Raw genomic sequence first — 25,652 nt, 5'->3', positions numbered from 1 at the left:
GGGTACGGTGACAGCATGCGCCGCGCACCCGACAATGGCGCTCCATTTTTGAAAAGAAGCGGTCATGAGCACCACCGACAAGACCACGCTGGTTCTGCTGCCCGGATGGGTACTGGGACCTCGTCCGCTGGCACCGCTGGCACGGGCCATCGAGCACCTTGATAGCCGCATAAGCGTGCACTGTGCAACCTATCCACGATTGATGGACCATCGGCTCGAGACCTGGCTTGAGGCACTGGATACCCGGCTGCCGGACAACGTCTGGCTGGGCGGCTGGTCGATGGGCGGTATGCTGGCCACGGCACTGGCCGAGCGGCGCGGGTCGCGTACTCCGGGACTGATCACCATGGGCGCCGGGGCACAAGTGGTTCCCTCTGCGCCATCGGACTGGCGCGCACCAAATCCGCGTGCGTGGGCCTCGCTGCTGAGACAGGGCCAGCATGACGCTCGGCATCTGGGCAAACGGCTTTTGCACACGCTGCCCCGAGCCGGCGCGCGGCAGTCGGCCACGGCGCTGGCACTGCTGGCAGGCATGGATCTGCGTCAGACGCTGGGCCGACTTGCGATGCCTCAGCTGCATCTTTTCGGCGAGCAGGACATGATGATTCCGGCGTCAACGCGTCAGAGCGTGGCACAGTGCCTGTCGCCTGCCGGGCAGATACAGCTGATCGCCGGCACAGGCCATGGTCTGGTCATCGATCAGGTGGATCAAACGGCGACAGCTATTACGGCTTTCATGCAGGCCAATTCGGAAGTCGAGAACAATAGCGCGTGATGGCGGTTGAGCCATCACGCGCGATGAGAGAAAAATGGCCGGCGGCTGATGCCGCGGTATCAGCGCTGCTGGCGAGGCGGTGTTCGGCCGCTTTTAGTGGCGGAGGCGTTTCTGCCCTGCTGAAAGCGGTTCCACACGTTCTGTGCGGTCTGTTTGGCCTTGCGGCGATTTTCCGGCTTGCGCAGCCAGTTGGCGATAAAGGCACCAATCGCTCGTTTCATGACGATCCCTCCGTGGTTGTCGGGATGTTTCCCTGACCTATTATATGCGGCTGTCGCCGACAGGATTCAACATGATGGCCTGAATAACGTCTGAAGACGTCTGGTACGTGCCAATTGTTAACGTTTTATTGTCATTTTCGCGAGTTTTCGCGCTTTTTTGGATGTTCAAAATAGCGGGTTTATTCGGTTTTCAAGGCCGTAAATCGATGTCATGCGGGGCCGCCACAAGGCAAAATGCAGCGGCCCGCAGGAGAGCCTACAGGCTCAACGTCACGATCTCCGGCTGATCCGCCGGCTTGCCCAGACTCAGCTCGGCGCGCTTTTCGGTCAGGTTCATGACGATGGTGAAAAGCGTTTCCATGCGCTCGCCTTCGGGCGTTTCCGGGTTTTCATGCCGGTTGATGGCATCCGGTGCGTTTTGCTCATCGCTCAAGTGGGCGCGAAGCGTCTCGAACGAGGGCGCACTATTGGCGGCCAGTTCGCGCAGGCGCTCAAGCCGGGTGAAGGAGTCCTCGCGGGGGAAATCCTCAAGCCCGGGCGGCAAATGTTTGGCGATCAGGTGATTGGTGTGACACAGCCGGCCGTGGCGCGGTGTCATGGCGCTGTCGCCCATCGGGGAGACTTCGACCCCGGCGGCATGGCCGCTGCCATCGGCGATCAGAAAATGCGCCGGGGAGGCCACGCCGACCTCATCAATCATGTCGAGGGCGTGTTCAACGCCATCGCTTTCCAGCACGCGACGCAGCATGACATGAACCGGCAGCTTCGGTTTGCAGATGCGGGTGCGCAGTGCGTTGAGACACACGCCCACGCCATGCTCGTTAAAACCGATCTTGCCGATGATGCCTGCCTCGGTGACCATCGAAATCGCCGGTTTGTCGGGGGCCCGCACGGTCAGATGGATCAGCGCGTCACGTTGCGCGCCCTTCCAGTCCCAGTTTTGGGCCAGCCACTGGGTACCGCTTGCGCTGTCGCGCTGGGAAAGCGCCGAGCAGCCGTCGGGCTGAATGGGCCCGCCGGCGTGGGTGAGGGCAATTTCGCTGCGCGCGTTGAGCACCAGCACATCCAGCGGGTCGATGTCGGCGCCCCGGGCAATCCCGGCCATCTCTTCCAAAAGCTCCGGACACACATGCTCGATGGCTGCCTTGAAACGCTCGGCCTCATAGCGTGCGTTGTCCCAGTCCAGTCCGGCCATGTCCTGAAACATCCGACGATAGGTCGCAAGGCTAATGGCAATTTCCGACGCAGCCTGTCGACCATGCGCTTCACCGATCTCGAAATGGGTGCCTCGAACATCGATATGTTTGACCACGTCGCTCTCCTGTTGTTATCCCACCTTGTCTCGTTTCCAGCATGAGCCCCGCAACGCGATTCGTCGAGTGCTGTAAAAGGCGGTTTTGATGGACCATGACGCTGATGCCGGCGTCTCAATGCGCGCGTCGCATGCATCAAGCGTCGCTGGCCCATGGCACGCAAGGCCCGGCGATGGTGTAATGCGGCCATGACCACATCGCTTGATATTCCGACGCTGCCGCTTGACGGGCGCCGCCTGATCGAGGCCGGCGCCGGTACCGGCAAGACCTTTACGCTGGCCGCCCTTTATGTGCGCCTGGTGCTGGGCCATGGCGGCGACGCCGCCTACCCGCGCCCCTTGATGCCGCCCGAGATTTTGGTGGTGACCTTTACCGAGGCCGCTACCGAGGAGCTGCGCGACCGCATTCGCGCGCGCTTGCGCCAGGCGCGCGAGGTGCTGCTGGGCCGCACCGACAGCGACGCTGTACTGGATCGGCTGCTGGCCGACATCGAGCGTGACGACCGCGAGCGTGCCGCCTCGCGACTCGATGCCGCCGCGCGCGTCATGGACGATGCGGCCATCTTTACCATCCACGGCTTTTGCCAGCGCATGCTCAAGCGCCACGCTTTCGACAGCGGGGCGCTGTTTGCCAGCGAACTGGTGCCGGACAGCAGCGCCCTGTTCACCTCACTGGTCGAGGACTACTGGCGCCGACAGTTCTATCGACAGCCTTCGGCTCGTCAGCGGCTGCTGGCGCAGTGGTGGGAAACGCCGAGCGATCTGCAGCGCGAGATCAGCCTGCTGCTGCACGGCGGTCGCCCCCGGGCGCTGATGCTGGAAAAGAGGCTGATCAGTGCGCCGGCGTCCATCGATGAGGCGCTGGGCCGGCTGGACCGTACCCTGTCGCAAAGTGACGCTCAGCTGGTCCGACTGCGCCAGCTGTGGCAGGCCGGCAGTGAAGAGATCGCGGCGTTACTGCGCGAGGTGATCGAGGCCGGCTCGCTCAAAACCAACATGTTCAAGGCATCGGATCTGGCCGCGCGCCTTGATGCCCTGAGCCAGTGGATGACGGGGGCGCAGGAGGCGCCTGATGACACGCTTCGGGATTCGAAGGGGCGGCTTTGGTGTTCAAGGGCGCGCCTGGAGGAGGGGGTCAAAAAAGGGCACGTGCCCCCGGAGCATGCCTTTTTCGAGGCGCTTGCGCAGTTTGAAACCTTGGTCGAGGGCCAGCGTGACCAGCAGGCCACGGTGCGTGCGCAGGTGCTGGCGCATGCCCGGGATACGCTGGCGCAGTCGCTGGCCCGCGAAAAGCGTCGGCGCGGCATGTGGGATTTCGATGACCTGCTCAACAGTCTGGATGATGCGCTGGCCGGGCCGGCCGGGCCACGTCTGGCCGAGCGCATTCGCCGCAATCTGCCGGTGGCGATGATCGATGAGTTTCAGGATACCGACCCGGTTCAGTACCGCATCTTTTCCACCATCTATGCCACGCCGACCCAGAGTGCCGGACTGGCGCTGGATGATGAGACGCCCGAGGCGGGTATAGGGTTTTCGAACGCCGGCGATGTGCCCACTGCGCTTTTGATGATCGGCGATCCGCGTCAGGCCATTTACGGCTTTCGCGGCGCCGATATCGAGACCTATCTGCAGGCACGTCGCCACGTGGATCAGCGCTACACGCTGGATCGCAACTTTCGCTCGACGCAGGCGATGGTCAGTGCCGTCAATCGGCTGTTTGCCACCGACTCACCCTTTCAGCTGGAAGAGATTCCCTATGAGGCGGTCACCGCCCAGGGGCGTGATGAGGTGTTTGTCGAGGCCGGGCAGGCGGTCGAGGCGCTGACCTGCTGGCACATGGACGGTGACGGCTCGGTCAAGCGCGATGCGTATCTCGACACCATGGCCACGGCCACCTGTGCCGACATTACCCGGCTGCTGGCCGGTGCCCGCCGCGGCGAGACCGGGTTCAAGAGCGCCGACGGCGAACTCCGGCCCTTGAAGCCGGCCGATATCGCCATTCTGGTGCGTACCGGCAGCGAGGCCATGCGGGTACGTCAGAAGCTGCTGGAAGGCGGGGTGCGCTCGGTCTATCTGAGCCAGAAGACCTCGGTGTTTGAATCGCGCGAGGCGTTTCACCTGCTGCAGCTGCTGGAGGCCTGCGCCCACCCGCGCAACGACCGTTCCCTGCGCGCGGCACTGGCGACGCGTCTCATGAGCGACTCGCTGGCGGAAGTGGCGCGTCTGGAAGCCGACGAGCTTGAGTGGGAGGCGATGGTGGCGCGCTTTGATGGCTATCATCGTCTCTGGCAGCGCCAGGGCGTGCTGCCGATGCTGCGCGTGATCATGCGTGATTTTGACATTCCCGCCCGGCTTTTGATGCAGGCCGACGGCGAGCGCGCGCTGACCGATGTGCTGCATCTGGGCGAGCTGGCGCAGACCGCCAGTGCCCGTCTTGACGGCGAGCAGGCCCTGCTGCGCTGGTGGCATCAGTCACTGGCCGGACGCCATGACAGCGGCATGGACCCGCAGTCGCTGATTCTGCGGCTGGAAAGTGACGACACCCTGGTGCGGGTCATCACCATTCACAAGTCCAAGGGGCTTGAGTATCCACTGGTGTATCTGCCCTTTATTGCCGACCACCGCGAGGTGGATGGCAAAAGCAAAACGCTGATGTTGAGTGATGAGGTCCACGGCGCCTCGCTGATCATGCAGGTCAGCGACGAGCAGCGTGCCCGGGCCGATCGAATACGCCTGCAGGAGGATCTGCGTCTTTTGTATGTGGCCCTGACGCGCGCACGCTACCTGTGTCGGTTGGGGATCGGGCCGATCTATAAGGGCACGCCGCGTAAGGACTCGCCGGAAGGGGCTACCACCCTGGCAGGCGCTGCCCTTGGTGCGCTGCTGTGTCAGCACGGCGGGTACGCGTCGCTGGATACCACCACGCTGCGCGAGGTGCTGAAATCGCTGGTGATGCCGGGCAGCATCGCGCTGGCGGCGCCGCCCACCGGGTTGACGCAGACGGTACCGGCGGGGGACGGGGCGTCGGAGGTGGGCCGTGCACGCCGGTTCGAGGGGCGCATCGATCGCGACTGGTGGGTGGCCTCTTACACGGCGCTGGTGGAGGGGGCCCGTCAGCCCGGCGACATGACCCGCCAGACCCGTGATGCAATGCTCGAGGCGCAGGGCCCGGGGCTTGATCTGGAGGTGCTGGCCGAGACCAGCCCCATTCCGCTGCCGCCGGTACGACGGTTGCTTGATTTTCCGCGCGGCCCGCGAGCCGGCACTTTTTTACACGCGCTGCTGGAAAGCATCGACCCCGATCGCCTGAGTGAGCTGAATGATCCGGAGTCAGGCTATCGCGACGAGCTCTATCGCCTGATTCGCCAGCGCGTGCAGCGCGGCAATCTGGACCCGCACTGGGTCAGGGTGCTGCATGACTGGTGCTGTGCGGTGCTGACGGCGCCGCTGCATCCGTCCCTGCCGGGGCTTGCGCTGGACCGGCTGGCCGGCTGGCGCACCGAACTCGAGTTCTGGCTGCCGGCCCGGGGCATCAGCAGTCGCCGTCTGGATGCCCTGATCTGTCAGCATGAGCCGCTGCCGGGGATACGGGCAGAGCTGGCCCCTCGAACCCTGGCCGGCATGCTCAAGGGCTACATTGACCTGGTCATCGAACATGACGGGCGCTTCTACGTCATCGACTGGAAGTCGAACCATCTGGGCGACACCCTTGAAGCCCATGATCAGGCCGCCATGGTGGCCTCGGTGGTATCGCATCGCTACGACGTGCAGTACGTCATCTATACCCTGGCCCTGCATCGCCACCTGAAAAGCCGGCTGGCGGACTATGACTATGATCACCATCTCGGCGGCGTGCTCTATCTCTTTTTGCGGGGCATGACAGCCGAAGGCGGGCGGGGCGTTTTGTATCGCAAGCCGTCACGTGAGCTGATCGAGCAGCTGGACCGGCTGCTGACAGAGGGGGAGCGCACGCCTGATGGCGAAAGCGTCGAGGATGACATGGCCACCGATGCAGGAGCAGCGTCATGACGCGCGCAGGCAAGGATTCGGGGAGCGGACAGTTCTCCCTGTTCGATAGTGGTGAGCCGCTGGAGTCAACAGACGCCAGCGATATCTCATTTGATGATGACATCGCGCTCGAGTCCGGCAAGCCGCCTGGTCCGGTGGCTCTGGAAGACGTCGTGGACGGGGCCTGGATCACACAGCAGCTCGAGCGCTGGGTCGAGGTGGGGTGGCTGCGCGCGCTGGATGCGCATCTGGCCCGGTTTGTCAGCGCGCGCGAGCCGGAAGGGGACCCGCTGGTGACGCTGAGTGCTGCACTGGTCAGCCATCAGCTCGGACGCGGGCATATCTGTCTGGATCTCGATCACGCCCTGCGCGACCCCGATGCAGTGCTTTCACTGCCGCCCTTTGATGCCCAGCCCACGGGAGAAACGGGGAGTATCGTGACCCCCGGTGCGCTGCTGGCGGCGCTGGGTGTTCGCCACGTCGCGTCATGGCGTGAGCGACTGCTCGCGTCCGTCGTGATGGGGCAGGGTGAGGAGGACACCGCTTCCCCACCGCTGGTACTGGAAGGCCAGCGGCTTTATTTGCGTCGCTTCTGGCAGCACGAATGCAGCGTTGTGGCCCGTCTCAAGCGTCTGATGGCCGGCGCCGGCGCGGTCAGTGATGACATGATGGCGCGCCTTGATGCGCTTTTCGGTGATTCGAGTGCGGCCTCGGTACCCGACTGGCAGAAGGTGGCCTGCGCCATGGCGCTGCGCCATCGGCTGACCGTGATTTCCGGCGGCCCGGGCACCGGCAAGACCACGACGGTCACCCGCCTTCTGGCGCTGCTGCAGGAGAGTGCCCTGAACGAGCAGGGACGGGCGCTGATCGTTCATCTGGCCGCCCCGACCGGCAAGGCCGCGGCGCGGCTGTCGCAGTCGCTGGGCGGGGCGGTGGCGGCACTGGCGGTACCGGAAGCGGTGCGTGCCTCCCTACCGCGGGAGGCCACCACGCTGCATCGATTGCTGGGTGTTCGGCGTGACAGCCGCCATTTTCGTCACGACGCCGATCACCCGCTGGCACTGGACGTGCTGGTCGTGGACGAGGCTTCCATGGTGGATCTGGAGCTGATGGCCTCGCTGCTGGCGGCGCTGCCGGATCATGCAAGGCTGATTCTGCTGGGCGATCGCGATCAGCTGGCCTCCGTTGAGGCCGGTGCCGTGCTGGGCGATCTTTGCGAGGGCGCTGAGCGGGGGCGTCGCAGCGATGCGGTACAGACGCTGACACAACGGGCGGCCGGACAGCCCCTGCCGGCTTCAAACGCCGCGTGGTCAATGCTGGCCGATCACGTGGTAGTGCTGCAAAAAAGCTATCGCTTTCACGAGCATTCAGGCATCGGCGCCCTGGCGCGCGGCGTCAACCAGGGCCGCGTTGATGAGATCAGAAGCTGCTGGCAGGCAGGCTTTGAGGACATCGATTTTCAGCAGGTCAAGGAAGCTGGCGGCGTGCTGATTCGACGGGCAGCCAGCGGCTATCGCGAGGCGCTCAGGGCCATGGCCCGCGGCGCGGGTCCGGAAGAGGTGCTGGCGCTTTTTTCACGCTTTCAGGTGCTGTGTGCCCTGCGTCGCGGCCCCTGGGGGGTAGAAGGTCTCAATGAGGCCATTGTCGAGGCGCTTTTCAGGGAAAAACTGGTGGGCGGTACACGGGGCTGGTACGCCGGGCGTCTGGTGATGGTAACGCGCAACGATGCGCAGCTGGGGCTTTACAACGGTGATATCGGCATTGCGATGTTGATGCCGGGGGACAAGGCGCATCATGATGGCGGCTCAGGGCGGCTGCGGGTGTTTTTTCCGCACCCCTCCGGCGAAGGAGTGCGCGCCGTGCTGCCGGGGCGGCTGGGCGGTGTCGAGACGGCTTTTGCGATGACCGTACACAAATCCCAGGGCTCGGAATTCGAGCGGGTGCTACTGGTATTACCCGACCGGCCCAATCCGATCATGACCCGTGAACTGGTCTATACCGGCATTACGCGTGCCAAGTCGCACTGTCTGATCATGACGGCATTTGCCGGGGCCATTGAAAGTGCCGCGCTTCGACAGACCTGGCGTGCCTCGGGCGTCGGGCAGCGTCTGGAGCTTGGAAGCCATTGAGCGACCAGTCCTCCGAAGTGACTTTAGCGTTGGCAAAGGCGTGTCAAAATTCGGTGGCGCACCACGGCAGGGCAGGTGGCCAGATAGCGGCAGAGCAGCTCTCGGGGCAGGGCCTCCATATCGGACAGCCGGGTATTGTGAACGCGCAGATAATCATTGGCAGACATGACAATATCTCCTCTCTGGATGATCGGCATGTGCTGATGCTGGCCTGTCGTCGCGTCGGGACTGAGGCCGGCATGCAAGGGTTCGAATTCTTGTACATTATCGGTACAGGACGCGTCGGGTTGCCAGTCAATGCTCATGAATTTTCACAATCAGGAAGCAGCCAATTTTTGGACACTGTTCTTTAAAACCTCGCCATCAGCGCCGTTGTGACCAGAAAGCGTTGCGTTGACCGGCTTCTTTCGGTTAACGGCAGATGTTTCAAAAAACTTGTACAATATTGTGCTTATGAAAGAGCGCCTCAAGGGCGTGGTGCGCCTCCCGATAAGGTGCCGCGCCCTTTGGAGGCACGCTCGCCATGGTCTTGAACAGCAGGCACCGGAGTAGCAGGAGCTTATGGCAGCAATAACGCTTTCCAGAGCGCAGGCCTGGGAACATGTATTACGTGCCCGCCGGTTTGACTGGCAGTGCGGTCTTTCGTATCAGCACGACACGATGTCGATAACGGCCAAAGGAGCGTGGCACTGTAGCGATGGCGTTGACGACGCGGCGGCGCAGCTGCTGGATATCATGCTGCCGCTGGTGGCTCGTACAACGCCTCTGGTCATGGCACAACTGGGGCAGAGTCTCGATGGGCGGATCGCCACCGAGTGCGGGGCTTCCTACTACGTGACAGGCCACGAGGGACTGGTGCATCTGCATGCGCTAAGGGCCGTGGTCGATGCCGTGGTGGTGGGTGCCGGCACCGTGGCCATGGATGACCCACGCCTGACCGTACGCCACGTTACCGGCGAGCATCCCACACGCGTCGTACTGGACCCGCGTGGCCGTATGCCCGAGCATCGCTTTGTCTTTGAAGATGACACGGCCCCGACGCTGCATCTGGTGGCCCATGAGCATTTGGCGTGCTGGCAGGCATGTCACGAGCGCCACGGCCGGGCGGTGCGCGTGCTGGGGCTCTGTCCGGGAGACGACGGTGTCGCCCCGCGTGAGGTGATCGATGTATTGAGCCGCGAGGGGTTGAATCGCGTACTGGTGGAAGGCGGTGGCATGACCGTGTCACGATTTTTGCAGACAGGCTGTCTTGACCGTCTGCACAGCATGGTCAGTCCCATGATCATCGGTTCGGGCCGGCCTGCGCTGACTCTGCCGGTCATCGAGTGCCTGAGTCAGGCAATGCGCCCCTCGACGCGTCATTACACGCTGGGCCAGGACGTTCTGTTTGATCTCGATTTTGGTGCTTTCGAGCAAACAGGCCGTAATTAAGCTTTCTTTTCAGGCTCTTGGTTGGCCTGCTTTCTGGGAAAATACTAGGGTCCCCTCGCCATTGACTGGAGCCTGAGAATGAGTGTGAAAGGGTTGGTATCGCTGCTGTTTTGTGTGTTGCTGGTGGTGTCCGGCATCTGGCTGACGCTTGATCAGGCCGAGCAGGAGCGACAGTGGAATCTCAAAAGGGACGCCGCCAACGGCGTCATGCCAGGCGAGCTTCCAGGCGATGAAGCCACTGCCGGTACCGGTGAGCAAAGCAGTGAGGAAGACGACAGCGGCATCGTCAATATGCTGCCCTGATCCTGTCAGGGGACCTGGCGGGGTGTCGCGTGTCGTCCCATCAACAGCACCACCGCACCCGGCAGACTCGACAGCAGTATGACCGCGCCATAGGTGACCGAAATGGCCACACCCTGCTGAGCCGACAGCCCGGCCAGCATCCAGATCAGCGCCGCCGCGCTCTCTCTGACCCCCCAGCCTGCCACTGAAACCGGGATGGCCATGGCCATCAGCACCGGTGGCGTCAGCGCCAGCAGTGTCGCCGTTGACAGCGGCTCTCCCAGCGCTCTGGCGCAGCAGACAAACACCAGCATATAGCTTGCAACGATGGCCAGCGAACTCGCCAGTTGGCGCAGCCACAGTCGTCGATTCCAGAGCCCGCGACGCAGGTCGCGACGCAGGGCGCTCAGCCATTGCGGCGGGTGTTGATGGATCCAGAGACCTGCCAGCCCCATCATCGTCAATGCCATGTACACCAGGGCGTAGGGAATGTCGGTGCGGTCATGCAGCATCAGATTCAGCCGGGACAATTGCTCGATCAGTCCATGGCGCAGCGGTGTGAAGACAAGCAGTGTGGCAAGCGCGACCAGCAACAGCGCGGCCTGGCCCGAGGCCCGCTCGATAATGACGGCTCGCAGCGCTGCGCCATGAGAGGCATTTCGGGTGCCGTGTCGCCAGGCGCGACCCAGATCGCCCGTCACGCCCCCCGGCAGCATCTGATTGAGAAAGGTCGACAGATAGTATTCGCGGATGGCAACCGGCAGCGGCAGCGACATGTCCATGTGGCGCGCGGTCAACCGCCACCGCCAGGCCGACAGCATGATCTGGGGCACCGAAATCGCCAGTGCCAGGATCAGCCATCCCGGGGAGAGATCATTCAGGCGTGACAGCAGGGCATTGTAGTCCACAAGCCAGGCAACGCCTGCCAGAATGGCCAGCGTCAGCGTCCAGCGCAGCATCGAAGCGCTCAGCACACGCCGGTATCGGCTCCTGCCATCGGGTATCGATCGGCGCGTGCCGGTTCTCATGACGTCCCGGGCGTGGCGGGTACGGCAAAAAGGTCAGTGTGGCCCACGGTAATGGCAATGCGGCCACTGGCGATATCCTGCTGGCGCCTGTCATGCCACTGCCTCAGGGATTGACGCTGATCGGGTGCCTGTTCCAGCACGGCCTCCAGCCAGCCCTGCACAAGTGACTGTGCCAGAGTCATCTGGCCGGGGTCGGCACAGTCAAGCCGCCACGGGGCGCTGGTGCGGGTTACCCGGTAGCCGGCGTCTTCAAGCAGGGCAGCGGCCACCTCGGGGGCCTGTGTCCCAAGCGCGGCATTAAATCCCTTGTCGCGCTGTTGATGGGTCCTGATCAGCTGCTGTACATATCGATCCATCTCGAGCAGCGCGGTATCACCACCGGCATCGCCGTGATCGATCAGTGCATTGTCCCCATTGATGCTCATGGCCAGCCAGAAAGCGCATCGCTGCGACGCGCATCGATCAATCAGTGCTTCCAGCCACGGCTGTGAGACCAGATCGAGCAGCGCCGAGGCGGTGACGATATCTACCCCGTCCAGCAGGTCCTGCGTCAGCGCCTGATCGAGCCTTGTGAGATCACGTTGGTAGCAGTCGATACCAACCACGTTGGCGTGACAAGAGCTGGCGTCGCCACCGGCATGCGCCAGCAGGGCAGCGTCCTGATCGATCAGACACCAGTGCTGCAGCGATGGCAGACGAGGCGAGAGATAGCGCAGGTTGCTGCCACTGCCACAGCCAAGATCCACAAGTCTCAGGGGGCCCCGAGGCAAGTTTGATGCCAGCCAGTGTCGGCATGTCTCGATCGGCGACTGAAGATCGCGGGCACGATGATCGGCCGCCTCGCGCAGGGCAAGCCATGACGGACTGAAATCGCTGTGATCGGCCATGTCATCCTGCGGCCGTAATGGGGGCATGGCAATGTCTCCGGTCAGGATGCGGCGCTGGCGTGCAGGTGATCAAGACAGGCCAGAAAATGCTCGGCCGCCCCCGTCCAGTCATTGAGGCTCTCACGAGCCTTGATTGCGCCCAGGCGCAGGCTCTGATACTGCGCGCTGTCGTTAAACAGCAGGGTACGCAGGGCGTCACGCAGCGCCGACGCATCGTCCGGTGGAACGTGAACGCCGGCGCTGGCGGGCAGCGTGTCGGCCAGCGCGCCGCCGGTCGTCGTCACCACCGGCAGGCCATGGGCCAGCGCCTCGGTGATGACCATGCCGTAGCCTTCGTAGAAGGAGGGCAGGACGAACAGATCGCTTTGCTGCCAGTACGCCTCGAGCGCTTCCGGGGACTGCGCGCCGTGGATCGTCACGCGCCGTTCAAGCTGATGCTCGGTGATCAGGTCACGCAGTCTTTCGGTATAGCGCTCGTCACGGGTGTCATCCCCGATCAAATCGCAGTGCCAGTCGTGCGACTTGAGATCGGCGAGCGCCTCGAGCAGCAGGTGCTGGCCCTTGCGCGGAATGAGGGTAGCGATGCACAGCAGCCGCGGCGTGTCGTTGTCCGCCGGGGCCACCGGGACCGGCGTAATGCCGGGCTCGATCACGGTGATGCGTGACTCATCGATACCCAGCTCGATCAGGCGGCGCCGGGTGAAAGCGCTGGTGACGATGATGCCGGCGGCGGACTGCAGTGCCCGGCACTCAAGCGCCAGCAGCGTGCCGCGCTGATCGTCGTCCAGACCGGTTTCATCGCCCAGCGGGTGATGAATCAGCGCCACCAGCGTCAGGCGATGGGCGTGAACTGCCAGAACCTCTGGCATGGCGCTGGCGGCCAGGCCATCAACGATGACCAGACTGCGATCGGTACAGCCGCCCAGAGCCCGCTGCAGCGATTCGCGGGCGATATCGTCCGGCCACGGGAAACGCCCGTCCAGGCCGATGACCTCAACGATAATGCCGGTTTCGCGCAGCGCCTCGACGATGCGTCTGTCATAGATATAGCCGCCGGTCAGCTGATCCGGCCGGCCGGCGACGATCAGGGTCAGGCGGCGAACGGCGCTTTTTTGTGTCATAGCGACCCTTCGTAGCTTGCCCAGGCGATGTGGGATTCGTGCAGGGTGACGTTCAGTGCCGTCAGCCCCTTGCCGGTCTCGCCCAGCTGGTCGGCCTCGATCGAGGCGGCCATGCGATCAAAGATGACCCGGGCCATGAATTCGGTGGTGGTATTGCGCCCCTTGAACTCCTCGATCTCATCGAGGTTTTGCATGTTGATATCGCTCAAAACGTCCGACAGTGTCTGGCTGGCCAGGCCGATATCGACGATCAGGTCGTCCTGGTCGAGATCTGCACGCTTGAAAGTGACATCCACAATGTAGGTGGCGCCATGGAGCTTCTGAGCCGGACCGAAGATCTGGCCGTTGAAGCTGTGGGCGATCATGACGTGATCGCGAACGGTAAGGCTGTACATGGCGAAACTCCGAAAGGGAAATGAATCAGTGGCTGTAACGAATGCGGTGGCACAGGGTGCCGGGTTCGGTGGTCACGCGCGCCATGGTCTCCGGCAGTGTTTCAAAATCACTTTCTGCGTCGATCAGCGCATCAAGGCGTGCATCTTCAAGCAGCGACAGCGCCTGGGCCATGCGCTCGGCGTGAGTGCGCCGCACCGAGCGAGAAGGGGAGACGGTGCCGACCTGACTTGCCCGCAGTGTCAATCGGCGGGAGTGAAACGCCTCGCCCAGCGGCAGACTGACCGACTGCGCGCCAAACCAGCTCATCTCGATAATGGTCGCCTCCTGCCCGGCCAGGGTCAGCGCCTGTTGAAGCCCGGCCTGGCTGCCGCTGGCATGAATGACCAGATCACACTCCGCCTGCGCCCGTGATGGCGTCGAGAACCCAATATCCAGTGACCGGGCGAGCGTCTCGCGCGACTCGTCGATATCGATCAGCTCGACCCGAGTACCCGGAATGTTGCGGCAAAGCCAGGCGATCAGCGTGCCGACAACGCCGGCGCCGATGACGGCAATGCGATCACCGATGCGCGGGGCGGCGTCCCAGAGGCCGTTAAGCGCCGTTTCCATGTTGGCGGCCAGCACGGCGCGTTCGGGCGGCAGCGTGTCAGGCAGGGGGATGACCATGGCCACCGGCACGACAAAGCGGTCCTGATGGGGATGCAGGCAGAACACGTGACGACCCTTGAGCGCCTCCGGGCCTTCTTCCACGATGCCCACGCTTGAATAGCCGTATTTGACCGGGGCGGGAAAATCGCCCTCCTGAAAGGGCGCTTGCATGCGCGCGTATTCGCTTTCGGGAATTCTGGCGTGGAACACCAGCGTTTCGGTGCCTCGGCTGATGGCGCTGTAGCAGGTGCGGACCCTGACCTCGTCGACGCCGGGGAGCGTCAGCTGCTGTGTTCGAATGGCGCCCTGTCCGGGGGCTTCAACCCAGAAGGCGCGAGCGGTGTTGTCCGAGCTCATTGATGACCCTGTGCGTTGTTGAAAGGACACCGTAGCGTTAAAAGGGCGTCCGGCAGTATAGACACTGTTGATGGATTCGCCGCGTCGTACAAGCGGTGAGCCAGTCTGCACCAGAGTCACTTGTCGCGTCACAAAGCGTGACGCAACGCTATATTGATAACATGGTTTGTCATGGCGGTAACCGGTTTCCCTGCGCCATGATGACATGCTAATGAAGATTTCATGTCCTTTTCGAGACCGCATCTCACAAACGGCAGGGACAAAGAAATTGGCTGACGGTGATGGAGGTCCTGACATGAGTGAACAACGCATTGCCGTACGCCGATTGACGTGGCCTGCCTTTGGCGTGCTCACGGAGCTTTTGGCCGGGCTGGTCGGTTTGATGCTGCTGGCAACCGTGCTGCGCCTCATGTATCCGGCGCCAGTATCACTCTATCCTGTTGCCGGCGGCGTCTACCTGGTGCTGGTGGTCGCCATGATGTGTGCCTGGCCCTCGGGTCGGCGCTATCTTGGCTGGGCCAATCGCGTCACGCTGGTGCGGGCGGTGCTGATCGCGCTGCTCACGGCCATGCTGCCGCTGCCGGATTTTATCAACGAGCACCATCTGCTGGTGTTTGCCATGGCCCTGACGGCACTGGCACTGGATGGCGTTGATGGCTGGGTTGCGCGTCGCACCCATACCGAGAGTCGTTTCGGCGCGCGCCTGGACATGGAACTTGATGCCTTTTTCATATTGATGCTGTGTCTGATGCTGGTCATCCAGGGCAAGGCCGGTGTCTGGATCATGTTCATCGGTGCCATGCGCTATCTGTTTGTGATCGCGAGCTGGCGCTGGTCCTGGCTTGGCGCCGAGCTGCCGGTCAGCTACCGTCGAAAAACCCTTTGTGTCTGGCAGGTCGCCACTTTGATGACCTGCCTGCTGCCCTGGGTGGCCCCGCCCTGGTCGAACCTTTTGCTGGCGCTGGCCCTGATACTTCTGGCGTTTTCCTTTGTCATGGATATCGGTCACCTTTACAGGCGTGCATCAGTTCGGCACTGAATGTCCGGTGGTCGCCGCCGATAAGCTGTTTGATTAGTCATTACCTTCATGAAACCCTTTGATGAGTATCCGTATGGCCCGTGATCCCTTTGTACTGGCCGGGGAAACAGTGCTTCCCGGTCAGCGCCGCCAGATTGATGTGCCTGTCGCGCGCCTTTATACCCACACGCCGCTCAATATTCCGGTCGAAGTTGTCCATGGTCGCCGGGACGGCCCCGTCATGCTGGTGTGCGGTGCCATTCATGGCGATGAGATCAACGGGGTGGAAATCGTTCGGCGGGTGCTCAAGACGCGCTCGCTGGCGCGGCTGCGCGGCACCCTGATTGCCGTGCCGATCGTCAACGTGTTTGGTTTTGTACAGCACAGTCGCTATCTGCCGGATCGTCGGGATCTGAACCGCTGCTTTCCGGGCAGTGATGCCGGGTCGCTGGGGTCACGTATCGCGGCGCTTTTTCGTGAGCAGGTGGTGGATCTGGCCACGCATATTCTGGATCTGCATACGGGCGCCATTCATCGCACCAATCTGCCGCAGATCCGCGCCCAGCTCGAGCGTAACGAGCAGACCCGTGCCATGGCGGATGCCTTTGGCGCACCGGTGATTCTCAACGCCGAACTGCGCGGTGGCAGTCTGCGCGAGTACGCCGAGCGCCGCGGTATTCCGGTATTAACCTACGAGGCGGGCGAAGCGCTGCGCTTTGACGACTGGGCCATCAGTGCCGGCGTGCGCGGCGTGCTGCGGGTCATGCGTCTTCTGGATATGCTGCCGGTCGGCCGCGGCAGCAAGGTACCGGCCTCCGAGGTGGCACGCAGTTCGAGCTGGGCGCGTGCGCCCATCGATGGTGTGCTGCGCCCGCGCGTTCGACTGGGGGCGCGAGTGGTCAAGGGCGAACGGCTGGGAATCGTGGCCGGCCCCTTCGGCAACGAGGAAGGCGATGTGCTGGCGTCAAGCGATGGCATTGTGATCGGCATGAGCAACCTGCCGCTGGTCAACGAGGGCGAGGCGGTTTTTCATATTGCCCGCTTTCACGAACTCGAGGACGCCGAGCAGGCGGTGGAAGCCTGGCAGGCGCGCGTCGAATAACGCCCTGACACCGGGGCGTCAGGGCATGGCGCTTCACCGGTGTCAGACCGCGCCCGGGATGGGCGCATCCATCGAGACCAGTCCTTCACTCCAGAGTGTCTGCCACAGGGCGCTGGGAATGGTTGTCGTCATCAGGGCCTGATTTTCGGCAATGCGCTCCGGCCGGGTGGTGCCCGGAATCACTGAGGCGACAGCACGTGGCGCGGCGCTGAACTGAAGGGCCACGGCGCGGATATCGACTCCGAAGCGCTCGCAGATATCACGAAGACGTCGGGTACGCTCGCGTACCTCATCAGAGGCCTGTTTGTAGTCGTAATGGTCACCACCGGCCAGAATGCCCGAGTTGTAGGCACCGCCGATCACCAGACGGGCGCCGCGACGCTCGCACTCCGGCAGCAGGGTCTCCAGTGCACCCTCATGATCGAGCAGCGAATAGCGTCCGGCGAGCAGGAAGCCGTCGGGGTCGGCCCTTTCAAGCGCGCGCGTGCAGGCCGCCACGCGGTTGACACCCAGCCCCCAGGCGCGAATCACGCCTTCCTCACGCAGTCGGGTCAGGGCGCGTGCGGCACCGTTCATGGCCTGATCGTGGACCGCTTCCCACTGCTCGCCGTGGGCATCAAAGGCGCAGTCGTGAATCCAGGCGATATCGATGCGGTCCATGTTCAAACGCTCAAGACTGTCTTCAATCGAGCGCAGGGTCGCGGACTCCGAGTAGTCGTAAACCACCCTGTTGGCGCGGCCGTTGGCAAAGATGCCCTTTTTTTGCTCCGGTTCGTCACGGATCAGGCGGCCCACCTTGGTGGACACCACGTAAGTCCCGCGGGGTTCGTCGGCAAGGGCTTCCCCCAGGCGCATTTCCGATAGTCCCGCGCCGTACTGCGGCGCGGTATCGAAATAGCGGATACCGGCGTCCCACGCGGTGCGCAGTGTCTCGATGGCACGCGTGTCCGGCACTTCCTCAAACATGTTGCCCAGAGGCGCCGTGCCCAGCCCCATTTTTCCTGGCAGTTCAAAACGCATGGTGCCTCCCTGGCGGTGATGATGTGTTCGGGGTCAACCCGGTGAGTGCGTCAAGTATGGCCAGGGTGGCTGAAACGACAACCCGGGGTGTACTGTTCAACCGGCTCGACGTCACATCGAGTCGGTTAAAAGGAGGCAGTATCGCCAAAGGAGCGGGTCAGCCGGGCATGTGTGTCGGCAGTTCTCGTTCGGCGTCGATATCGTTGACCAGGGCGAGCGCCTGGTCGAAGACGTCGATTCCGGCATCGGGACGATGAGCCGTTTCGGAGAGGTAGCGACGAAAACGGCGCCCACCCCGGCAGCCGGTAAAAAGTCCGAGAAGATGTCGCGTGATGTGGTTGAGACGCACGCCCGCCTCAAGACGCGAGACCAGATAGGGCCGAAAGGCCTGCATGGCCTCATGACGGGTCGGGGGCGTTGTGCTTTCGCCAAAGATGTCGCGGTCGACATGGGCCAGCAAAAACGGGTTGTGATAGGCCTCGCGGCCGACCATGACGCTGTCGACATGCGCAAGCTCGCGCTGACAGTCCTCAATGCTTTTCAGGCCGCCGTTGATGCCGATATGCAGTTCGGGATGGGCGGCCTTGAGACGATGCACGCGCGGATAGTTCAGCGGCGGCACGTCGCGATTTTGTTTGGGGGAGAGCCCTTCGAGCCAAGCCTTGCGGGCATGGACGGTAAAGGTCGAGCAGCCGGCGGCCGCCACGGTGTCGATAAAGCGCGCCAGATCTTCATCCTCGTCCTGATCGTCGATGCCGATACGACACTTGACCGTGACCGGAATCGAGACCGCTGCCTGCATGGCCGTCACGCAGCGCGCCACCAGTTCGGGATGGCCCATCAAACAGGCGCCGATCATGTTGTTTTGCACGCGATCGCTCGGGCAGCCCACGTTCAGATTGACCTCCTGATAGCCCCAGCTTTCAGCAAGAGCGGCGCATTCGGCCAGCGCCGCCGGGTCGCTGCCGCCCAGCTGCAGCGCCAGCGGGTATTCCCGTTCGTCATGGCCGAGAAAGCGCTCACGCGGGGTGCCGTGCAGGATGGCACCGGTTGTGACCATTTCGGTATACAAAAGAGCGCGTTTGGTCAGGGTGCGTGCGAACGCGCGCTGATCGCGCGGCGTCCAGTCCATCATGGGAGCTATCGAAAACCGGCGCGCTTGATCTGCCGGGCTATTTTTAGGTATATCAGTCACTTGAGGAATCCGCTTGATCGTTTCTCGTCCCGTTTAACCCTATTAAATACCGTCTAAAACCGTTGTAGGTGTACCAATGGTGCACCAGATCGCAAGAATCTAGGCCAAGCTGAAAAAGGTGGTACACCAGTGGCAACATTTCAAAAGCGGGGCACGAGTTGGCGCGCCATTGTACGAAAGAAGGGCCACCCTGCCCAGACACACACCTTCTCCACGAAAGCCCGCGCTCAGGCATGGGCGAAGCAGGTCGAAAGTGAACTTGAGAATCGCGCCGCCGGCATCAAGCCGGGCCTGACGATCGCTGATGCACTGAAGCGTCATGAAGCGCATCTTGACCGGATATCTGCCCGCGGGAGAAAGAACAAGACATCGGCCAACAACCTTCGCAAAGGCATCGATACCGAGATGCTGCTCTCCCAGCTCCAGTATCAGGATCTGGTGACGTTCGCGGACACTCGGAGAAAGGTCGATGGCGTCGCGGCCTCGACAGTCATGACAGATATCATGTACCTCTCCGGGGCGATCACGACCTGCGTGGTCGAAGAGCTGGCACCCCCTACGTTGAAGGCAACCATGTCCAGCTGGCGTACCGGGCTCAAGCGTTCCGGGTTGATCGGTAATCCTGAAGACCGTGACCGGCGTCCAACCAATAAGGAACTCGAAGATCTACTGACTCACACACGTCATAACCTCGCACTGCGCCGCATCGGTTATAACGCGCTGATCAGCTTTGCCGTGGAATCGTGCATGCGCCTGGATGAGATCTGTTCGCTGCGCTGGGAGGATCTCGATGCAGCCAATGGCACCATCATCGTTAGATTACGCAAGCATCCGACAAAAGCTACCGATCAGGTCGTGCCGTTGATGGGGGAGAGTCTGGCTATTATCGAGGCTCAGCCGAGGAAGGAGGAAAGAATATTCCCGTTCAGAAGTGAATCGGCATCAAATGGGTTTCGGCGGATTTGCCAGTATCTGGGAATCGAGGATCTGCATTTTCATGATCTACGTCACGAAGGCATCACTCGATTGTTCGAACGCGGCTATCAGATTCAGGAAGTGGCCATGGTGTCGGGCCATCGTGACTGGAAAAGTCTCAAGCGGTACGTCAATTTGCGCCCGGGCGAGCTGGTGAGCAAGGACCGGGCGCGAAGCCGAAGCGCCTAAGCCGCGCTCCCGCGTTGAGTATCGATGTACTTTGCGGCATCCGAAATATGCACCATTGGCTGCCTGGCCGTTCGTGTTAGCGGTACAGGGAATGTTCCACCTGCAATACGATTGCGTGCTGTCTGCAGGCTGACGCCCATGATATCGCTGCAAAACACGTCGAGCGGGATGAGTGGCTTCTCATAGCACGCCAGCAGCATGAACTCGGTTTTCATTCTCCATTTTCTCCTGTCAGCCACTGCGCTGCCGGGATCAGCCGCGACAGCTCGTAATCGCGGGCCGCGCTTTCGGGCTGCCGGCGCATCTCGATCATGCGACCCGTGACGATTGCCATCAGCGTCAGCCGGACATCGTCGGGGATGCCCTGGGGCGCCGTGGCGGCGCCCGCTGTCTGGGTTTGCTGTTCGGGGCTCACGCATCACCTCCGATGGCATCGTTTTTGTCGAGCGGCCGGGACGCCAGCGCGCGGGATGGTTTCAGTAGGCGGCCGGCGTCGTCTCGAACCGGGCAGGCAATATCACGGCAGTACATGACGGCATCACGTTCTGCCGACTCCGGGCTGGTCGACTGGACATAGATGCGCCGGCGCTTAACGATCTGCCGGGCTTTGGCCCGATACCCGACCACGACGGCATAGGGCCATGTTTTATCGGGATCGGCACGCAGCGGGTGGTTTTCGCTCAAGCGTTGGATATGATCAGGCATCATGACGGCGCTGTTCATGCTGCTTTCTGTTTTGAGTTCCTGATTAGTCCCACTCACGACGCACCCCCTTTTCGACAGCCGCGAGGCGATTGGCCATGCGGGTATATTCGTCGTACTGCACCGCCAGTTCCTCGCTCGCCGTCTCCTTTCCCAGCAGAAACGCGATGCGCAGGGTGACGATGCCCAACAGGGTGAGCAGGGCAAAAATGATCAGCTGGTTCATCGACGGACTCCTTTGGACTTGTGTTCGTTGACCGACTGGCAGTCGACGCAGGTGGCCACGCCCGGCAGCGCATTGCGGCGCTTCTCGGGGATCGGGTCACCGCACTCATTGCAGTGGGTCAGGCTGGGCGTGGTCGCCATGCGGGCACGGTTGGCCAGCGCGGCATCCAGCCGGCGTTGGGTGTTTTCGGCGGCAATATCGAGGTTGTCGGCCACGGTCGGTCCTCTCATCTCAGTTCAGGGGGCAGATATTCAGGGGTGCGTTGCCACGCGGGCGGTGGCTGGATGCTTTCCCGGTGCCGGCGCTCAAGATCCGCGAGCGCCTGCTGGGTTTCTTCATGCCCTTGCTGCGCCAGTTCCTGCTCGGCGCGGTATTCGGTGCTGTTGATCCACTCCCGATAGCGTTTTGCTTGGAGGGCATCGGTGTGCGGATCAGCTGCGCGCGGCGTCACGTCGGGCGTACAGTTATTCACACAAGTCCAAGGGTCGTCGGCTGCGCCTCCTCCATAAGAACCCTTCTGACTGAAGTCGTAGGCGCTGTTGCGCGCCTTCGGCTTCATGGTCCAGCTGTAAAAGCGGGTGAGGTATTCGGCGCCCTTGACCAGCAGGCCGTAGGTGATTTCGACGCGCTCGCCGTAGCCGCCACGGGCAAACGGCGCTTCGTCGGCTTCCAGTTCGCGGCTGGTATCCATACGCCACTCGCGCCACGGCTTGATCGGCTGTTCCTTGCGCGGAGTGAGCGGCCCACCCATGAGACGCAGGAACTGATCCCAAGCGCCGGCGTTGCACGCGGTGCGGACTTTCGCCATAAATTCGATGATCGAGCGGCCCGGATTCGTGGCCGCTTCCCAAGCGGCCAGCTGCTCAGCCTGCTTCTCGGTCATGCGGCGAACCTCACGCCAGACCGTCACGCTGGGCAGGCCGACGAACTGAAACTGACGGATGCCCCACACGGCGGCCCACGCCTCAACGCGTGGTGCACTGTTGGCCATTTCGCGGCCGTACTCGTCCAGATCAACGAACTGCTGGCCGTTGATGTTTTTGGAGACGTACTTGGCGACGTAGCCCGCAGCGGTACCGCGCGAGTAGTCGATGAACTTGGCCTGAAAGCGGTTCTGCTGAGCGCCCGGCTCGTCGGGCGTGTCGGCCATGGCGTAATCGCGCATGACCTCGTTGACCCGTTCGACGTGGTCGGCGTGCGCCCACATCAACATGTGCCAGTGCGGCGTGCCGTCGTGGTGGGGCTCGGCGACGCGAACGCCATAAATGCCGATACCCTCACGGGCCAGCGCCGCGCGGATACGCGCCCAGACGCCGGTCAGGTAGTGCTGACCGTCGCGAGGCGTGTTGTGCTCGTAGTTCGGGTTGCGGGTGCAGGATTTGGCGCGCACCGGGTGAAAGCGCGACGGGCAGGTCAGGGTGTAGAACACGCCAACATGATTCAGCCGGCGGGCCTCGGCCTCGGTTTCGCGGATGCGCAGCATCAGCTCGGCGCGGCGATTGTCAGGGTTGGCCAGCCCCAGCTCGGAAAGCTCGGCCAGCGTGTAGTTCTGGCCGTGCTGGTTGATCGCCTCGACGGCCTCGAGCATCGCGTGGTTGCGCAGCTTCTGGCTGGCCCGACGTACCACGGTGGTGTTCGAGCAGTAGATGCCGGCGCGGTGATGGACGTTGCCCAGCTCGCGCTCGAGCTGCTCGATTCGACGGCCGGCCAACACGCGCAGCTTGCGACGCCACCATTTAGCGTCCTCAAGGCGGGCCAGCTGCGAACGCATCGGCATCTTGCCGTCAGGCGGGTCGATCTCGTGATTCTCGACGCGCTCAAGCCCGAGGCGCAGCGCTGCTTCGGCGGCGTCCAGCTCGGTACCGCCGGTGCGGTTCGCCGCACCGACCTGCTCGTCGTGCATTCGCTTGATCGCCGATGCCTGGGCGGCGGCGTGGTTGCAGATGCCCTCATCGTCATGGGTCACGCGAAACGGGCCAACGTGCAGACGCTTGCAGATCCGGCGCAGGTAGCTGTTGCCGGCGCCGTTGCCATCGCGACGGGCGACGACCAGAAACGCTTTCGCCAGCTGCTCGGCGTATTGCGGGTAACGGTCGAACACGTACTGCTGTCGCCAGTCCTGACAGCTCAGGCTGCCCTGACCGCCCGGCGCGCCGAATTCACGGGATTGTTCGATAGCGCTGGTCATTCTGCGTTCTGCTCGATCAGTTTCAGATAGTGCTGCGCGGCGGCGATGTCGCCGGCCTCGATGGCCTGCCGAGCGCTTGCGGCAAGCGCCTGCGACGGATGCGACTCGGGGCGCAAACCGTCGCGCAGGCGACTGGCGTAAGAACTCATGCGATGGATGGCCGCCCGGATCGCCTCGCGGGCCTTGGGCGTCATCCACTCGATGGGGGTGTGGGTCAGGTTGTTGGCGATGGCGTCCGGGGTGCGCTCGTTCGCAGGGATCTCGTTGAGTGGACGCGTCGGCACCAGATGCTGCGCCGCCGAGCGCAGCACCACGGCGCGCTCGGCGGGTTGCATGTCTGTCCAGACTTCCGCGAGGTCGCGGTTTTCGGTGCGCCGGCGCAGTTCATCGCGCGCGGCCAGAAAGCCGGCGCGCGGGTCGATCTGTTCGGCGGGGCGGATGGCGTGAACGCTGGCCATGGTTATGCCCTCGCTGCCTGTACGGGTTGCACGTCGGCGTTTTGACGCTCGGCAAAACCGATCAGGTCGCTGACGGTAAGCGCCATGCGCCGGCCATCCGGGTGATTGACGACCACGACATAAGAGGTCGTCGATTCCACGTCGATCGCAGCGCGCTCGTTGAACGATTCCAGCTCGGCCATGGCCTGTACGGCCATGACGCTGGCGTCGCGCGGCTCATGGGCGTGGGCGCGGATCAGGTGCGATGTGCACTGGTTGATGGCATCGCCGCGATGGATACGCCGCGGCAGGCTCAGAATGAAAGCGGTGGCCGGGTTATCTCGATTCAGTGCGTGCATGACACACCTCCCTGTGCGTTGAGCTGATCGAATGCGTAGGCCGCGTGCTGCAGCGCTTCGTCATCGCGCAGCCGAGCGTTTTCAACGAGGTGACGACCGCAGGCCGTGACCATCTGGTAGGGCGTGCGATAACGCGGCTGGTTGCGCAGGAACATCTGCGCTGCGTCCTGCACGCTGTCGCTGGGGTCGATCTGGTAGTGGGGGTCAATCATCGTTTGCTCCTGAAAAGGTCGTCCGGGGGTATCAGCCGGTAGGGCACGTGGTCGGCCAGCTGGCCCTTGTAATTGCTGTTTGGCATGCCGCTGGGGCTGGTGGTCTCGGTGACGATGTATTCCCCCTTGCCACACCAGCCGCAGATCGGGTTCTGGCACTGCAGATACGCAACGCGGTAGTCGCTGTGCATCTGCTTGGAAGTCCGCACTCGGCATGGGCCTTCGCAGTGCGGACAGTCCCAGCGCATCGTCATCCGCGCCTCCCGACCGGGCGCGGCCCACGCGGTACGGCCATCTTCGCGGCGCCCTTTCTGATCGAGCGGCGCAGCACAAGCTCGGCGGCCTGATCCATCGTCTCCAGCCCCTGCTGCTGCCGAACGGCTTCCAGTACCCGGCGGTCTGCGTCGGTCGGAAACATGTCTATGTGTCTTGCGGTCATGGGCACCTCGTGAGGTCCTGAAAGGGCGTCCCGATGTGCCTCAATGGAGCTTTGCCATCGGCTGAAAGTCGGCCATGCTCACGGCGTCGAATTCCTGAGTGCTGGAAACGCCGAGCATTTCCAGTGCCGCGCGCATCACCAGTTCGCGGGCCAATGTGGCCTTTTCCATACCGGTGTAGGCGGCCAGTGCCTCGATGAGGTTGTCCTCGTACTCGTCGAGGTTGATGCCGATGCGGCTGGTCTTGAGGCTGCGGGGGTCCCTGTACATGGCTGCGGTTCCTTGTGGCATTAATGGGTTGAGGGGGCGGGCTTTTCGGCCTGATGGGCAGCGAGGCCCTTGAGGCAGATCATTCGCATGGTGGAAGAGAGCGAGCGCATTTCCTGTTCGGCCAACTGATCCAGCTCGCTGCGCTCCTCAGAGGTCAGATGAGTGAGTACCGGCACCTTGCAGCCCTGGGGGGCATTCTTGCGGCGGTTGGCGGTCGTGGTTTCGCTCATGTGTTAATCTCCTAATGGTCTGAAATACTTTTCGAAAGAGGTGTTACTGATGGCTGATCACTGCATCAATCCCATGGCTGATCCAGAGCGCGCTGCACAAGAAGTGATTCTGGAGTTATGTAAATCCGGAACATTCGGTGTTAACGGTGACCACAAGGCTTTTGGTGCCCGCAGCGGTGAGGAGCTGGGCGACGCCATCGTTGAGGCCCATAAAAAGCTCACCGAGCATTACAAGTCTCTGACGTAACGTTCAGCCGGTTCATGCCTTGGGCCAGCGCTTTGCAGATATTCTTGGCGCGCTTTTCGAGGTCCTTGCCTGCAAGGCCGTGATGAAAGGCGAGCTTGCCGACGGTATCGGCGAGCACCTGCGCGGCGATTTCGCGCTGCTGAGCGTCTTGTCCTGAAAGTGGATTGGCATGTGATGCGGCGCGTTCGGTCATGGCGTTGTAGTCCTGACAAGGTGAAAGGAAGTGAACGCCTTTAGATTGGTGGAGATA

At 62.7% G+C, this 25,652-nt stretch carries 33 protein-coding genes; 9 read left to right on the top strand and 24 right to left on the bottom strand.

Annotated features, from left to right (window positions below):
- Window positions 1-64: 64 nt before the first annotated feature.
- Window positions 65-775, top strand: a complete 711-nt coding sequence (locus tag ACS92L_RS06840) for an alpha/beta fold hydrolase (protein ID WP_438767985.1) — start codon at window positions 65-67, stop codon at window positions 773-775.
- A 59-nt stretch (window positions 776-834) separates the two neighbouring features.
- On the opposite strand, the gene ACS92L_RS06835 is transcribed toward ACS92L_RS06840, so the two are convergent.
- Both ACS92L_RS06835 and ACS92L_RS06830 read right to left on the bottom strand, forming a co-directional pair.
- The gene (locus ACS92L_RS06835; protein ID WP_438767984.1) at window positions 835-996 is read right to left on the bottom strand and encodes a hypothetical protein; all 162 of its coding nucleotides are present in this window, start codon (window positions 994-996) and stop codon (window positions 835-837) included.
- 256 nt (window positions 997-1,252) lie between these two features.
- The gene (locus ACS92L_RS06830; protein WP_438767982.1) at window positions 1,253-2,308 is read right to left on the bottom strand and encodes a C45 family autoproteolytic acyltransferase/hydolase; all 1,056 of its coding nucleotides are present in this window, start codon (window positions 2,306-2,308) and stop codon (window positions 1,253-1,255) included.
- 189 nt (window positions 2,309-2,497) lie between these two features.
- Here ACS92L_RS06830 and recB point away from each other — a divergent pair, with 189 nt between their 5' ends.
- Window positions 2,498-6,337 (top strand): exodeoxyribonuclease V subunit beta, encoded by a 3,840-nt coding sequence (recB, locus tag ACS92L_RS06825; protein ID WP_438767981.1) that lies wholly within the window; start codon window positions 2,498-2,500, stop codon window positions 6,335-6,337.
- Window positions 6,334-8,445, top strand: coding sequence for an exodeoxyribonuclease V subunit alpha (recD, locus tag ACS92L_RS06820; RefSeq protein WP_438767979.1), 2,112 nt, complete (start codon window positions 6,334-6,336; stop codon window positions 8,443-8,445). The genes recB and recD overlap by 4 nt, the downstream gene beginning before the upstream one ends.
- A gap of 23 nt (window positions 8,446-8,468) precedes the next feature.
- Here the strand turns inward: recD and ACS92L_RS06815 are convergent, their stop codons facing one another.
- Complete coding sequence (locus tag ACS92L_RS06815; RefSeq protein ID WP_438767977.1) at window positions 8,469-8,612, bottom strand: hypothetical protein; 144 nt, start codon at window positions 8,610-8,612, stop codon at window positions 8,469-8,471.
- 394 nt (window positions 8,613-9,006) lie between these two features.
- On the opposite strand from ACS92L_RS06815, the gene ACS92L_RS06810 reads away from it, so the two are divergent.
- Window positions 9,007-9,876, top strand: coding sequence for a RibD family protein (locus ACS92L_RS06810; RefSeq protein ID WP_438767975.1), 870 nt, complete (start codon window positions 9,007-9,009; stop codon window positions 9,874-9,876).
- A 78-nt stretch (window positions 9,877-9,954) separates the two neighbouring features.
- Window positions 9,955-10,179, top strand: a complete 225-nt coding sequence (locus tag ACS92L_RS06805) for a hypothetical protein (RefSeq protein ID WP_438767974.1) — start codon at window positions 9,955-9,957, stop codon at window positions 10,177-10,179.
- A 5-nt stretch (window positions 10,180-10,184) separates the two neighbouring features.
- On the opposite strand, the gene ACS92L_RS06800 is transcribed toward ACS92L_RS06805, so the two are convergent.
- The 5 genes from ACS92L_RS06800 to ACS92L_RS06780 are packed head-to-tail and all read right to left on the bottom strand — an operon-like array spanning window position 10,185 to window position 14,595.
- The gene (locus ACS92L_RS06800; RefSeq protein ID WP_438767972.1) at window positions 10,185-11,132 is read right to left on the bottom strand and encodes a lysylphosphatidylglycerol synthase transmembrane domain-containing protein; all 948 of its coding nucleotides are present in this window, start codon (window positions 11,130-11,132) and stop codon (window positions 10,185-10,187) included.
- 50 nt (window positions 11,133-11,182) lie between these two features.
- Complete coding sequence (locus tag ACS92L_RS06795; protein ID WP_438767971.1) at window positions 11,183-12,100, bottom strand: class I SAM-dependent methyltransferase; 918 nt, start codon at window positions 12,098-12,100, stop codon at window positions 11,183-11,185.
- A 14-nt stretch (window positions 12,101-12,114) separates the two neighbouring features.
- Window positions 12,115-13,194: a glycosyltransferase family 4 protein gene (locus tag ACS92L_RS06790; RefSeq protein ID WP_438767970.1), complete on the bottom strand. Its 1,080-nt coding sequence runs from the start codon at window positions 13,192-13,194 to the stop codon at window positions 12,115-12,117.
- Window positions 13,191-13,589 carry a 6-pyruvoyl trahydropterin synthase family protein gene (locus ACS92L_RS06785; RefSeq protein WP_438767969.1) on the bottom strand — a complete coding sequence of 133 codons (399 nt, stop codon included), beginning with the start codon at window positions 13,587-13,589 and terminating at the stop codon, window positions 13,191-13,193. The genes ACS92L_RS06790 and ACS92L_RS06785 overlap by 4 nt, the downstream gene beginning before the upstream one ends.
- Window positions 13,590-13,614: 25 nt before the next feature.
- Complete coding sequence (locus ACS92L_RS06780; protein WP_438767968.1) at window positions 13,615-14,595, bottom strand: zinc-dependent alcohol dehydrogenase; 981 nt, start codon at window positions 14,593-14,595, stop codon at window positions 13,615-13,617.
- Window positions 14,596-14,890: 295 nt separating this feature from the next.
- Here ACS92L_RS06780 and ACS92L_RS06775 point away from each other — a divergent pair, with 295 nt between their 5' ends.
- Both ACS92L_RS06775 and ACS92L_RS06770 read left to right on the top strand, forming a co-directional pair.
- Window positions 14,891-15,634 carry a CDP-alcohol phosphatidyltransferase family protein gene (locus tag ACS92L_RS06775; protein ID WP_438767967.1) on the top strand — a complete coding sequence of 248 codons (744 nt, stop codon included), beginning with the start codon at window positions 14,891-14,893 and terminating at the stop codon, window positions 15,632-15,634.
- A 73-nt stretch (window positions 15,635-15,707) separates the two neighbouring features.
- A complete protein-coding gene (locus ACS92L_RS06770) occupies window positions 15,708-16,715 on the top strand; it encodes a succinylglutamate desuccinylase/aspartoacylase family protein (protein ID WP_438768433.1) in 1,008 nt (335 codons plus the stop codon).
- Window positions 16,716-16,757: 42 nt separating this feature from the next.
- Here ACS92L_RS06770 and ACS92L_RS06765 read toward each other — a convergent pair whose 3' ends face one another.
- Both ACS92L_RS06765 and dusA read right to left on the bottom strand, forming a co-directional pair.
- Window positions 16,758-17,735 carry an aldo/keto reductase gene (locus ACS92L_RS06765; protein WP_438767965.1) on the bottom strand — a complete coding sequence of 326 codons (978 nt, stop codon included), beginning with the start codon at window positions 17,733-17,735 and terminating at the stop codon, window positions 16,758-16,760.
- Window positions 17,736-17,892: 157 nt separating this feature from the next.
- Window positions 17,893-18,870, bottom strand: coding sequence for a tRNA dihydrouridine(20/20a) synthase DusA (gene dusA / locus ACS92L_RS06760; protein ID WP_438767964.1), 978 nt, complete (start codon window positions 18,868-18,870; stop codon window positions 17,893-17,895).
- Window positions 18,871-19,059: 189 nt separating this feature from the next.
- On the opposite strand from dusA, the gene ACS92L_RS06755 reads away from it, so the two are divergent.
- Window positions 19,060-20,094 (top strand): site-specific integrase, encoded by a 1,035-nt coding sequence (locus ACS92L_RS06755; RefSeq protein ID WP_438767963.1) that lies wholly within the window; start codon window positions 19,060-19,062, stop codon window positions 20,092-20,094.
- On the opposite strand, the gene ACS92L_RS06750 is transcribed toward ACS92L_RS06755, so the two are convergent.
- From ACS92L_RS06750 to ACS92L_RS06690, 13 genes are all read right to left on the bottom strand, one after another.
- Window positions 20,091-20,309: a pyocin activator PrtN family protein gene (locus ACS92L_RS06750; RefSeq protein ID WP_108842312.1), complete on the bottom strand. Its 219-nt coding sequence runs from the start codon at window positions 20,307-20,309 to the stop codon at window positions 20,091-20,093. The genes ACS92L_RS06755 and ACS92L_RS06750 overlap by 4 nt on opposite strands.
- Complete coding sequence (locus tag ACS92L_RS06745) at window positions 20,306-20,509, bottom strand: hypothetical protein (RefSeq protein ID WP_438767962.1); 204 nt, start codon at window positions 20,507-20,509, stop codon at window positions 20,306-20,308. The genes ACS92L_RS06750 and ACS92L_RS06745 overlap by 4 nt, the downstream gene beginning before the upstream one ends.
- Window positions 20,506-20,817, bottom strand: a complete 312-nt coding sequence (locus tag ACS92L_RS06740) for a hypothetical protein (protein WP_438767961.1) — start codon at window positions 20,815-20,817, stop codon at window positions 20,506-20,508. Before ACS92L_RS06740 ends, ACS92L_RS06745 begins: the two co-directional genes overlap by 4 nt.
- 25 nt (window positions 20,818-20,842) lie before the next feature.
- A complete protein-coding gene (locus tag ACS92L_RS06735; protein WP_438767959.1) occupies window positions 20,843-21,022 on the bottom strand; it encodes a hypothetical protein in 180 nt (59 codons plus the stop codon).
- Window positions 21,019-21,252, bottom strand: a complete 234-nt coding sequence (locus ACS92L_RS06730) for a TraR/DksA family transcriptional regulator (protein WP_438767957.1) — start codon at window positions 21,250-21,252, stop codon at window positions 21,019-21,021. Before ACS92L_RS06730 ends, ACS92L_RS06735 begins: the two co-directional genes overlap by 4 nt.
- Window positions 21,249-23,210 carry a replication endonuclease gene (locus tag ACS92L_RS06725; RefSeq protein WP_438767955.1) on the bottom strand — a complete coding sequence of 654 codons (1,962 nt, stop codon included), beginning with the start codon at window positions 23,208-23,210 and terminating at the stop codon, window positions 21,249-21,251. The genes ACS92L_RS06730 and ACS92L_RS06725 overlap by 4 nt, the downstream gene beginning before the upstream one ends.
- A complete protein-coding gene (locus ACS92L_RS06720) occupies window positions 23,207-23,668 on the bottom strand; it encodes a hypothetical protein (protein WP_438767953.1) in 462 nt (153 codons plus the stop codon). Before ACS92L_RS06720 ends, ACS92L_RS06725 begins: the two co-directional genes overlap by 4 nt.
- Window positions 23,669-23,670: 2 nt before the next feature.
- The gene (locus ACS92L_RS06715) at window positions 23,671-24,006 is read right to left on the bottom strand and encodes a hypothetical protein (protein ID WP_438767951.1); all 336 of its coding nucleotides are present in this window, start codon (window positions 24,004-24,006) and stop codon (window positions 23,671-23,673) included.
- On the bottom strand, window positions 23,994-24,218 hold the full coding sequence (locus ACS92L_RS06710; protein ID WP_438767950.1) for a hypothetical protein: 225 nt from the start codon (window positions 24,216-24,218) through the stop codon (window positions 23,994-23,996). Before ACS92L_RS06710 ends, ACS92L_RS06715 begins: the two co-directional genes overlap by 13 nt.
- Window positions 24,215-24,472 (bottom strand): ogr/Delta-like zinc finger family protein, encoded by a 258-nt coding sequence (locus tag ACS92L_RS06705; RefSeq protein WP_438767948.1) that lies wholly within the window; start codon window positions 24,470-24,472, stop codon window positions 24,215-24,217. Before ACS92L_RS06705 ends, ACS92L_RS06710 begins: the two co-directional genes overlap by 4 nt.
- Complete coding sequence (locus ACS92L_RS06700) at window positions 24,469-24,636, bottom strand: hypothetical protein (RefSeq protein ID WP_438767946.1); 168 nt, start codon at window positions 24,634-24,636, stop codon at window positions 24,469-24,471. Before ACS92L_RS06700 ends, ACS92L_RS06705 begins: the two co-directional genes overlap by 4 nt.
- 61 nt (window positions 24,637-24,697) lie before the next feature.
- Window positions 24,698-24,925 carry a hypothetical protein gene (locus ACS92L_RS06695; RefSeq protein WP_438767944.1) on the bottom strand — a complete coding sequence of 76 codons (228 nt, stop codon included), beginning with the start codon at window positions 24,923-24,925 and terminating at the stop codon, window positions 24,698-24,700.
- A gap of 20 nt (window positions 24,926-24,945) precedes the next feature.
- Window positions 24,946-25,155 (bottom strand): hypothetical protein, encoded by a 210-nt coding sequence (locus ACS92L_RS06690; protein ID WP_438767943.1) that lies wholly within the window; start codon window positions 25,153-25,155, stop codon window positions 24,946-24,948.
- A 49-nt stretch (window positions 25,156-25,204) separates the two neighbouring features.
- Between ACS92L_RS06690 and ACS92L_RS06685 the strand changes: the two genes are divergently transcribed.
- A complete protein-coding gene (locus ACS92L_RS06685; RefSeq protein ID WP_438767942.1) occupies window positions 25,205-25,402 on the top strand; it encodes a hypothetical protein in 198 nt (65 codons plus the stop codon).
- Here the strand turns inward: ACS92L_RS06685 and ACS92L_RS06680 are convergent.
- Window positions 25,374-25,595 (bottom strand): hypothetical protein, encoded by a 222-nt coding sequence (locus tag ACS92L_RS06680; RefSeq protein WP_438767940.1) that lies wholly within the window; start codon window positions 25,593-25,595, stop codon window positions 25,374-25,376. The genes ACS92L_RS06685 and ACS92L_RS06680 overlap by 29 nt on opposite strands.
- Between the last annotated feature and the right edge of the window lie 57 nt (window positions 25,596-25,652).

The organism is Kushneria halocnemicola (assembly GCF_965650455.1).
Lineage (GTDB): Bacteria > Pseudomonadota > Gammaproteobacteria > Pseudomonadales > Halomonadaceae > Kushneria.
Note: the sequence above shows the minus strand (reverse complement) of the source record. Positions and strands in the feature narration are given on the sequence as shown.